The organism is Agromyces neolithicus, from assembly GCF_039529735.1.
In the GTDB taxonomy this organism is placed as follows: domain Bacteria; phylum Actinomycetota; class Actinomycetes; order Actinomycetales; family Microbacteriaceae; genus Agromyces; species Agromyces neolithicus.
The window spans coordinates 1-9,028 of the sequence record NZ_BAAANJ010000035.1 but is presented as its reverse complement, the minus strand read 5'-3'; the positions used below and the strand labels follow the sequence as shown (position 1 = coordinate 9,028).

Below are 9,028 nucleotides of genomic sequence, written 5' to 3'. Positions count from 1 at the left end.
TACTATGTGTATATGGCAAAGACACTGAGCAAAGACGAACTTGTCGAGCGGGCGCGCGCCTTCGAGGCGGATCGCATCAACGCGATCCACGTCCTCGCCGACGCACACCAGAACATCACGAATGTGCGCGAAGCCGCCGAGCGCGAACTCGCAGAGGTCGCGCGACAGACCGCGGCGCGCGTCGCCGATGCTGAGGGCGACGAAGTGCGCGCGTACAGCGCTGCGATCGCGGCAGGGTGGACACCGGACGCTCTGCGAAAGATCGGCTTCGGCGAGCCCGACAAGAAGGCTCGCGTGCGTCGGAAGTCGGCACGCAAGTCGGCCGCGACGTCGCCTGCTGCCGCGAGCGGCAGCGAGGCGACGGCCTCCGACCAGTAACGCAACCCCCTGACCACCTGTGGACGGCACGAGCTATTTCCTTCGGGCTCGTCCCGCCCACAGGTGGACAGCGGGACCCCGATCGTCCGCCCGCACACAGGTCGCACCGTCGCCTCCCAGGGGCACGCTTCGGTAGCGCTCAGTGCGACCTGTGCACGGCCTCGTTAAGTGCGTGGTCACCTTCCCCCAAGAGCCGTGATCACTACACGCTCAGAGCCCCCGTCAAGGGCGCTTCGCGTCGCTCTGCGATGCGGCTGCGCCGCACCGTTGACGGGGGCTCTTCGTGTGTACGGCGGCAGCTATCAGGGGGAAGGCAAGATGTGGGATCGAGTGCTGCGGAAGCGTGCCTCTATCGCTCGATCTCGGCCCGTTCGTAGGGCTTGCTCGGCGCGTGTGTGTTGCGCGTCGTCGGCGTCGAGACTCCGGCCGTCGTCGGCCCGGAGGGGAACGACGCTGAGAGGAGACTTCTCTGGGCGGGAGCTGGCTCGGAGGGCACCTCGTCAGTCGGCTTGTTCGATGCTGCCAGTGCTGCATCGACATCGGCGACACGCTGCTGTGCAGCCTTCAGAGCCTCAGCGTGAGGGAAGGCCTTGCCGAGGCGCGCCTCGGCTTCTTCCGCCTCTCCCACCGAGCGCGCTATGCGCGTCTCAGACTCCGAGATGTTGCGTGCGATCGCGGTCGTCTTGTTCTCGAGCGTGCGCACGAGACCGATAGTGCCGGCGCCGAGTTCGTCGAACCGAACGTTGCCGCCCGAGTACGGAACGCCCTCGAGCGCGAGGTGCGCACGAACGTCGGTCTTCCACTCGACGGTGACTCGTTCGGCGCGCACCGTGATGGTGTGGCCGGCGATGGTGCCGAGCGTCAGCGGGTGCTCGGAGTTCGCGCGGATGATCGCGAGCTCACTGCGTTCCGCCCAGGCGGCGATCGCGGTAGCCGCGTCCTGTCGGCTGTCGTAGCTGCGGCCGTCGACAACCATCCTGAAGGCATCGCCGCTGACGTCAACGGTGCGGCCAGCCGCGATCCGGAGTGCGGTCAGCATGTGCTCGTGCACGCCGATCGACTCTCGCGCGTTCTGCGCGCGGTGGCGGAGTGCGGCCTGCGCACGGTGGTGCGCGGTCTCCTGGCGTCGAAGCTTCTGGAACTCGGAGTCAGCGTTGGCCTTGTCGAGCACGAGCGGGTTGCCCGAGGCGAGTGCTTTCGCCTCGGCGGCCGAGAGAGCGGTGTCGCCGATGTCCTCGATCTCGCGGGTGTCGAGACGGCCGCGCATGATCTGCGCGATGAACTTCGCTTTGCGTCCCACGGTCTGCCACGAGTAGGCGTCGAAGGAACGCTCGACGACGTAGCGGTAAATGCCGACCTCGGCGTTCTGGTTGCCCTGGCGGATGCCGCGGCCGTCGCGCTGCTCGAGGTCGGCCGGCCGCCACGGGCAGTCGATATGGTGCAGCGCAGTGATGCGCGCCTGCACGTTGGTTCCGACGCCCATCTTGCCGGTCGAGCCGATGAGCACGGAGACGTGGCCGGCGCGCGCGGCCGCGAACAGCCGGCCCTTGGCCTTGTCGTCCTTCGCCTCGTGAATGAACCGGATCGAGTCGGACGGCATGCCGGCCTCCACGAGCTTCGCCTTCAGCTCGTGGTAGGCGTCCCACCGCTTGTCGTTCGGTGTGCCGAGGTCGCTGAAGACCATCTGCATTCCGCCGCGGATGGGGCTCGTCTGGCCGCTCACCTCGTCGCGGTACTCGTTGTTCCTGGTGCGCTCCCACTCCTGCACGATCTGCGTCGCTACGGCGTCGAGCTTGACGACGCCGGACTGCTCGGAGAACTGGTCGATCAGGCGGAGGTCGAGGGCTGCTTTGCGGCCGTCTCCAGCGATCCAGAGCATGTTGTCTTCGTCGGCGGTGACGGTGCGGTTCTGCACCGCTTCGGCCCGGTCGGCGATCTGCCCGATGTACTCCTCGAGCTCGGGGGTGGGGTCGAGCACGATGGTCTCGATCTCGCGCTTGCCGTCGCTGGGTCGCTCACGGATGAGCGGGACGGGCAGCTTGAGGTCTTCGCCGGTCTTCACGTCCGCGAAGGTGTGCCACATGCGCAGCATCTCGGGCACGTTCTGGAAGCGTGCGAATCGGGTCTTGAGCCGGAACCCTCCGGCCGGCCCCATCTCCATCTCGGTGACCTGAGAGCCGAACGTCGCGGCCCAACCGTCGAAGCTCGTCACGCCCGCCGCCTCGAGCAAGTCGGGGCGCAGGTACCGCTGCATCACATAGGCCTCAGTGACAGAGTTCGCGAGCGGTGTCGCGGTCGCCATCGTCGCCACGCGGTCGCCGTGGCGGCCGCGGAGATACTCGAGCTTCATGTGCAGGTCAGACGCCTGCTGGCTGCCCTCGATACCAGCGTCCTGGATGTTCGATGCGGTGGCGAGGTTCTTGTACATGTGAGCCTCGTCGACGACGAGATAGTCGATGCCCATGTCCTCGAACGAGACGCCGTGGTCGCGCTCGATCGCGAGCATCTTCTTCTGCCGCTCCTCGAGCGAGAGGATGCGCTTCTCGATGCGCTTGACGCTCATCGCGTCGGCTTCCTTCGCTTCGACAAGCGCGGCCCGCATCTCGCTGATCTGGCCGTTGATGTACTCGGCTTGAAAGTCCGGCGAGATGCCGATCTTCTTGAACGCCGACTGGGTGAGCACGATGCCGTCCCAGTCGTTCGCGGCGGCGCGGGCGACGAACAGCCGGCGCTTGTCGCCGGTGAGCTCGTTGGTCGATGCGGCGAGGATGCGGGCTTGCGGGTACGCCTGCAGCCACTCGCGCGAGAACTGCTCGAGCATGTGGTTCGGCACGACGATCGCGGGCTTGTTGATCAGGCCCATGCGGCGCATCTCGGTGGCGCCGACGATCATCTCGAGCGTCTTGCCCGCGCCGACCTGGTGGAACAGGCCAACGGCCGGTTCGGCGATCATGCGGGCGACCGCGGCGCGCTGGTGGGGGCGCAGCGTGAAGGTCGCGGCGAGACCGGGCAGGGTGAGGTAGTCGCCGGCCTGCGAGTAGTCGCGCAGCACGATCGAGTTGAACCTGCGGTTGTACACGTCGGAGAGCTCGGCGGCGCGCGCCGGGTCCTCCCAGACCCATTCGGAGAATCGTGTCTGCAGCGCGTCGGCTTTCTCCTGAGCCGCGGTGGTCTCGACGGGGTTGAGCACCTTGCGCTTCTTGCCCTCCGAGGTCTCCACCTCGTCGTGCACCTCGATGCGACGCTGCTCCATGACGGCCTGCGCGATGTCGGCCGCCGGCCGACGCATCGTGCCCCATTCGTCGGTGGCGAGCACGCCGGCGCGGTAGCCGCGAACCTCCCACGCGCCGGGCATCGGGTTCTCCACCCGGATGCTTCGGTCGTTGAGCAGCTCGCGCAGGAACTGCTCGTGGATCTCGGGCGAGATCCACACCGAGCCGAGGCGCGCCTCGATCTGCTCGATCCCGATCGGGTCGGGAATCACCGCCTGCAGGGCCTCGACGTTCACGGTGAAGCGTGCGTCGGTCTCCGCGGCCGCGGCCGCGGCGTCGAGCTTCGTGCGCACCTCTCCAGAGAGGTACTCGGGCGCGTGCACGAGCTCACCGCTCGTCGGGTCTTCGTAGACCAGCGTGCCGAGCTGCGCGCGCGCTTCCTCGGCGTCGACGCCGAGCAGATGCGCGACGACCTCGAGGTCGACACGTCCGGTCTCGTCGAGCGAGAGTGCGATCGCTTCGGCGGGCGTCTCCGCGCCCTGCTTGGCCGGGCGCGGCACGACGACGCGCTGCAGGAGCAGCGATGCCGGGGCGCTGGTCTGCTCGGTCTCGTCGAACCGCTCAAGGGCGCGCACGAGCGCGCTCTGCGGGTCCTGCTTGAACGTCGCGATCGCGCGCGGCGTGATCCGGGCAAGGCGCTCCTCGCCGCGGGCCGGCTGGCCGGTCTGCGGGTCGATCACGACCTCGCCGGTCATCTCGTCGAGCACCGGCTCGAATCGGCCCGTGCCGCGCGTCGTGAACCTGTTGATCGGCCCGAACTTGGCGACGTAGCCGCGATACTCGGCGAGCAGCGCCGCGCGCTGCGTATCGAGCTCGCGGGTGTCGTCGAGGGAGCGGGCCTCGGCGTCGAGCAGTGCGCGGGAGCCGTCGCGGAGGCTCAGGAGCGCGCGCAGCTCGACGGCCTGCGTCTTCGGAACCGCGAAGTCGCGGAGCATGCCGCCGTGCGCGATCTTGAACTCGGCGCCCGCCGCGACGATCGTGCCGTCCCAGAGGCTGGTCTGCGCGGCGGCCGCGGCCGCGCGCTCCTGGACGGCGGCGGCGGATGCCTTGGTGAAGACGTCACCCCGCTCGATCGCGCGGCTGGTGATGTCCCTGAGCGCGCCGTGCAGGCGCTCGGGGGTGGCGGCAAGGTCGTCGGCGCGAACCGAGACCGTCTCGCCGCCGTACATGCCCTGCCCGACGTGGAGCTCGCCGAGCACGTGGTCGGGGTGGATGTTGAAGTAGGTGTTGGTCTTGATGACCTTGCCGTCGACCTGCTGCGCGGTGACCGTCTCCCAGGCGACGTCGCGCGGCGGAATGCCGGGCTCGCGGCGGCGGAAGATGAGGAGGTCGGTGAGCGCTTCGGTGCCCGCGGCGCGGCGGTGCGCGCCCGAGGGCAGGCGCACGGCGCCCACGAGGTCAGCCATGCCGTTCATCTCGCGTCGAGCGGACGGGTTCGTGGCGTCCATCGTGAAGCTGCTCGTGAGCACCGCGACGACGCCGCCCGGCCGGGTGAGCGCGAGCGACTTGATGATGAAGTGGTTGTGCATCGAGTGACCGCCGGCGTTGTGCAGGGGGTCGTGCAGCGCGACGCTCTCGAACGGGACGTTGCCGACCACGGCATCGAAGTGACCGCGCGGCATCCGCGTCTCGGCGAAGCTCTCGGTGCGGATGTCAGCGTTCGGGTACAGGCCGCGAGCGATGGCGGCCGTCGTGCCGTCGAGCTCGACGCCGACCATCTGCGCGCTGGCCGGCGCCATGCCGATGAAGGTGCCCGCGCCGCTTCCTGGCTCGAGCACGGTGCCGCCGTCGAAGCCGAGGCGGTCCAGCGCAGCCCAGACCTCGGCGACGTAGGCCGGGTCGGTGTAGTGCGCGTTGATCGTCGTCCGGCTCGCGGCGTCGTAGGCGGCATCGTCGAGGAGCTCGCGCAACTGCGCGTGCTCCTTCGCCCAGTTCGACTTGGCCGGGTCGAAGACCTCGGGGATCGCGCCCCAGCTCGACCACCGGGCCAGGGTCTGCTGCTCGGCCGCGGTCGCCGGCCGGCCTTCCTGCTCGAGGCGGCGCGAGATCTCGATCGCCTCGACGTTCGCGGCGAAGCGTGCCTTGGCACCGGACGGCGCGAGGTCGTCCTGCGACCTCGGCCGGAACGCTACTGCGCCGGGCTCCAGAACTCCCGCAGCGCGAGAATCCGGTTCGTGAGCTCCGTCTCGTCCATCTCGGCTGGCTCCCGGTCGAGCGTCACGAGCGGGAGCATCTTCTGCAGTCGGTCGCGGCGTGCTTCCTGCTCGTCCGACAGGATCGGCTCCGAGAAGCCCTCCCGCTCGGCTTCCTCGGTCGCGTCCTCCTGAATCGACTGCAGCTCGTGCTCGATCATCGTCGCGCTCGGCAGCTCGCCCAGCATCGTCTCGAACTCCTCCGCGAGCCCGCTCGGCTCCGCCGTCACTGAGTAGACCAGCTCGCTCAGTACCGAGTCCTCGGCCTGCTTCCGGATCGCTTGAAGCTGCGCCACCTGCTCGAGGTACGGCAAGTCCTTCGGCAGCGTCTGCTCGAGGCTCGCGCTCATCTCCTCGATCTGCGAGGCCGCGCTCTCCCCCAGCTCCGTGAAGAACTCCTCCGGGTTCTCCAGCGTCGCGTACCGGCTCGGGGCGTGCCGACTCCAGTGCTCCTGAGCCATCAGCCCGTAGTGGTTCATGTTCGGCCTCATCTCCGCGGTCCATCGCAAATATGTCGAAGCTGAGCTGGCCACCGGCCAGGCTTCGCTCCGTAGCGGTCGGCGGGGCGCTTCGCGCCGCGTCGAGCTGCGCGTCGGCGTCCGCTTCGGGAGTGCCCCACAGATCGAACGAGAGCTGTCCATTCGGCACTTGCCGCTTACGTCTCGCCATTGGGTCCCCTCTACCGGCCGTTGCGCCATTGAGGCTAACAAGGCTCGGCGGAGCGGGTGGGGCACATGTGAGTCGTGTGTCACTGTTCGTTGCCCTCGGCCTTCTCCGGCCGCGCGAGCGTGCGGCGCACGGTCGTCGGTTTGAGGTTCAGTGCGGCGGCGATCTTTGCGTACGAAATGTTGTTGGCGCGCATCAGGCGTGCCAGCTTGATGTCGTCCTTTTTCATGACGGTGGGCCGGCCGCCGAGTCGGCCCTCCGAGCGGGCGTGTGCCAGGCCTCGGCGGGTGTTCTCGCGAATGGTGTCGACGCGGAGCTGCGCGAAGACGGCGACGACGCCGTAGAGGGCGCGGCCCATCGCGGTGGTCGTGTCGATCGGCGGCTCGGTCAGGCTTCGGATGAGCACGCCCCGCTCGTCGAGGTCGTGAATGACCTGGATCGCCATCTTCTCGGTACCTGCGATCCGATCGAGAGCGCGGATGAGAAGGGTGTCGCCGGGGCGGAGGTAGTCCAGACAGGCGAGCCACTGGGGACGATCGGTGACGCGGCTCGAGTCGCCACGGTCGGTAAACACGCGCTCGGCGCCAGCCGCCTGAAGTTCCGCGACCTGCGAATCGGGGTTCTGCTCGCGAGTGGAGACCCTCGCGTAGCCGATGCTCGCCACTGCTGCCCTTCCCTAGTCTCGGCCGAGTCCGACGCTCTTGTCCGGGCCGCTCTGTGCGGCGCGCGTCTGCGTCGACGTCGGCGTCGTGAGTGCGGCGGATGCCGCGCGCGGGTACGACGCCTGCAGGATGCTCGAGCGTGCGATCGCGTGCGATACCGAGACGGTCGAAGCCTCCTCCCGGGTGGTGGTCATCTCCTTGAAGACGGAAACCATCGGCTCAAAGCTCGGCGCTGCGCCGGGTGCGCGCGGCCGGGTGTCGCGTGCGCTGGCGTTCCAGAGGTCCTTGTCGATCCGAGTGCGGTCGAGCCCGAAGCCGGCGCGCTCGGCGAGATGATCCATGAAGATTCGCGAGGTTCGGCCATTGCCCTCGCGGAACGGGTGGGCCCAATTCAGCACCGTGAAGCTCTTCGCGGCGGCGAAGGCGAATTGGTCTCGGTCCATCCCCACCCAGCTGTGGGACGCGATCGTTTCCTTCATCTCCTCGAGGTACCGCTCGATGCCCTCGTTGCGCGGTGAAACGAACGGGAGCTCGTTGTCAGGCTTCCGCATGTTGACCACCCTGAACTCACCTGCCCAGGCATAGAGGTCTTTGAAGAGATGGCCATGAATCGCGCGCACGTGGTCAGCGTCGAAGGTGCGGGGAACCTCGTAGATACCCGCGCGGAGCTGCGTCTCACGCTTCGCCGTCATCTTGTACTCGAGCTCGCGGAGCTCGAAGAAGTCGCGGATGCCGAGCTTGTTGCGGAGCGTGTACTCGTCGGGCGCGGGGTACTGGTAGTCCTCCCACGTCTTGAACTCAGCCACGAGCTGCGGCCTGCTGCTTCGCTCTCGCCCGTGCGCGGGCGTCGTACTCAGCCTCGGTGAGTGCGCCGCGAACGAGGTCGGCGAGGTCGGCGACGTCGCCGCGGTTCGGCTCCCAGCCCTCAAGCCACTGGTTGGCGAGGGTCTGCACGACGATCGTCCGCTGCTCAGCGCTCAGAGGTGCGAACACGTCGGGCCAGCGGGTCTCGATGTCGAAGGGCTTCCGTTCGGTCATGGTCTCCATTGTGCGGCCGTGGCTGCTTCGCTTGGGGCCTAGACCGGCCGACAGCATGAAGAACACGTAGGCCGCGAATGCGTCCGTCTGGAGCATCCCACTCCCCTCTGCTCATCTCCCCATTATCTGAAGCGCGCCGAAAACGGTCAAGTACCGAGGTTTCGGCGCGTTGGGTTGTGGCGCTAGTTTCGGCGCAGGAATTCGACCGAAATCGAGGTGCTTGAACGGCGCCAATTCGATCGCGCCGAAAACGATCGTTTGCGGTGGACCGCGACGCTAGGGTTTCCGCGAGGAGGCAGATGAGTACACACAACTTCGAAACGTTGCGCAGCGCTGTTATCGACGCATCACGATCAAACCGCTGGGCGCAAGCTGTCGAGGAGTGGCAGGTTGTGGGCGTCGAGGAAGACCCGCAGGGCGCTGGGGTCTGCACCTGCGGCAAGACCGGGCTCGTCTACCTCTACACAATTCACAACCGGCACACCGATCAGGTTCTCTTTCCGATCGGAAGTAGCTGCGTCAACCTGTTCGAGGTCGAAGAGCTTGACATCAGCATTGCCGTGCTTCGTCGGCTCTTCGACCTCAGAGCCGCATACGCAACGGGAAAGCGCGTCACCCTCACAAACGAGTTCTTCTCACGGGCAGTGCTTGCTGACCTGTGGCAAAACGGTGCGTTCCCTCCAAACGAGTACAACCGGTCGAACGGGGACAACGACTACCGGTTCCTACTTGATCTGTTCAACCAGCACCACGAGTTCACGGAGAAGGAAGGACGTAAGGTCTGGGTGCTGCTGAACAGAACGATCAGGAGTTTCGTTAT

The 9,028-nt window shown here is 67.3% G+C and carries 7 protein-coding genes; 2 read left to right on the top strand and 5 right to left on the bottom strand.

The genetic code is table 11. The features are described from left to right. Positions 1-12: 12 nt before the first annotated feature. On the top strand, positions 13-378 hold the full coding sequence (locus ABD164_RS17985) for a hypothetical protein (RefSeq protein WP_344298086.1): 366 nt from the start codon (positions 13-15) through the stop codon (positions 376-378). A 349-nt stretch (positions 379-727) separates the two neighbouring features. Here the strand turns inward: ABD164_RS17985 and ABD164_RS17980 are convergent, their stop codons facing one another. The 5 genes from ABD164_RS17980 to ABD164_RS17960 all read right to left on the bottom strand — a co-directional run bounded on the left by ABD164_RS17980 (position 728) and on the right by ABD164_RS17960 (position 8,304). Beyond that, the gene (locus ABD164_RS17980) at positions 728-5,560 is read right to left on the bottom strand and encodes an SNF2-related protein (RefSeq protein ID WP_344298084.1); all 4,833 of its coding nucleotides are present in this window, start codon (positions 5,558-5,560) and stop codon (positions 728-730) included. 218 nt (positions 5,561-5,778) lie between these two features. Further along, positions 5,779-6,321 (bottom strand): hypothetical protein, encoded by a 543-nt coding sequence (locus ABD164_RS17975; protein WP_344298082.1) that lies wholly within the window; start codon positions 6,319-6,321, stop codon positions 5,779-5,781. Between the two features lie 269 nt (positions 6,322-6,590). Further along, positions 6,591-7,172 (bottom strand): recombinase family protein, encoded by a 582-nt coding sequence (locus ABD164_RS17970; protein ID WP_344298080.1) that lies wholly within the window; start codon positions 7,170-7,172, stop codon positions 6,591-6,593. Positions 7,173-7,184: 12 nt separating this feature from the next. Then, a complete protein-coding gene (locus ABD164_RS17965; RefSeq protein ID WP_344298078.1) occupies positions 7,185-7,976 on the bottom strand; it encodes a Fic/DOC family protein in 792 nt (263 codons plus the stop codon). Next, positions 7,969-8,304 carry an antitoxin VbhA family protein gene (locus ABD164_RS17960; RefSeq protein WP_344298077.1) on the bottom strand — a complete coding sequence of 112 codons (336 nt, stop codon included), beginning with the start codon at positions 8,302-8,304 and terminating at the stop codon, positions 7,969-7,971. The genes ABD164_RS17965 and ABD164_RS17960 overlap by 8 nt, the downstream gene beginning before the upstream one ends. 167 nt (positions 8,305-8,471) lie before the next feature. Between ABD164_RS17960 and ABD164_RS17955 the strand changes: the two genes are divergently transcribed. After that, positions 8,472-9,028: hypothetical protein (locus ABD164_RS17955; protein WP_344298075.1), on the top strand; the 557-nt coding region annotated here is incomplete at its 3' end.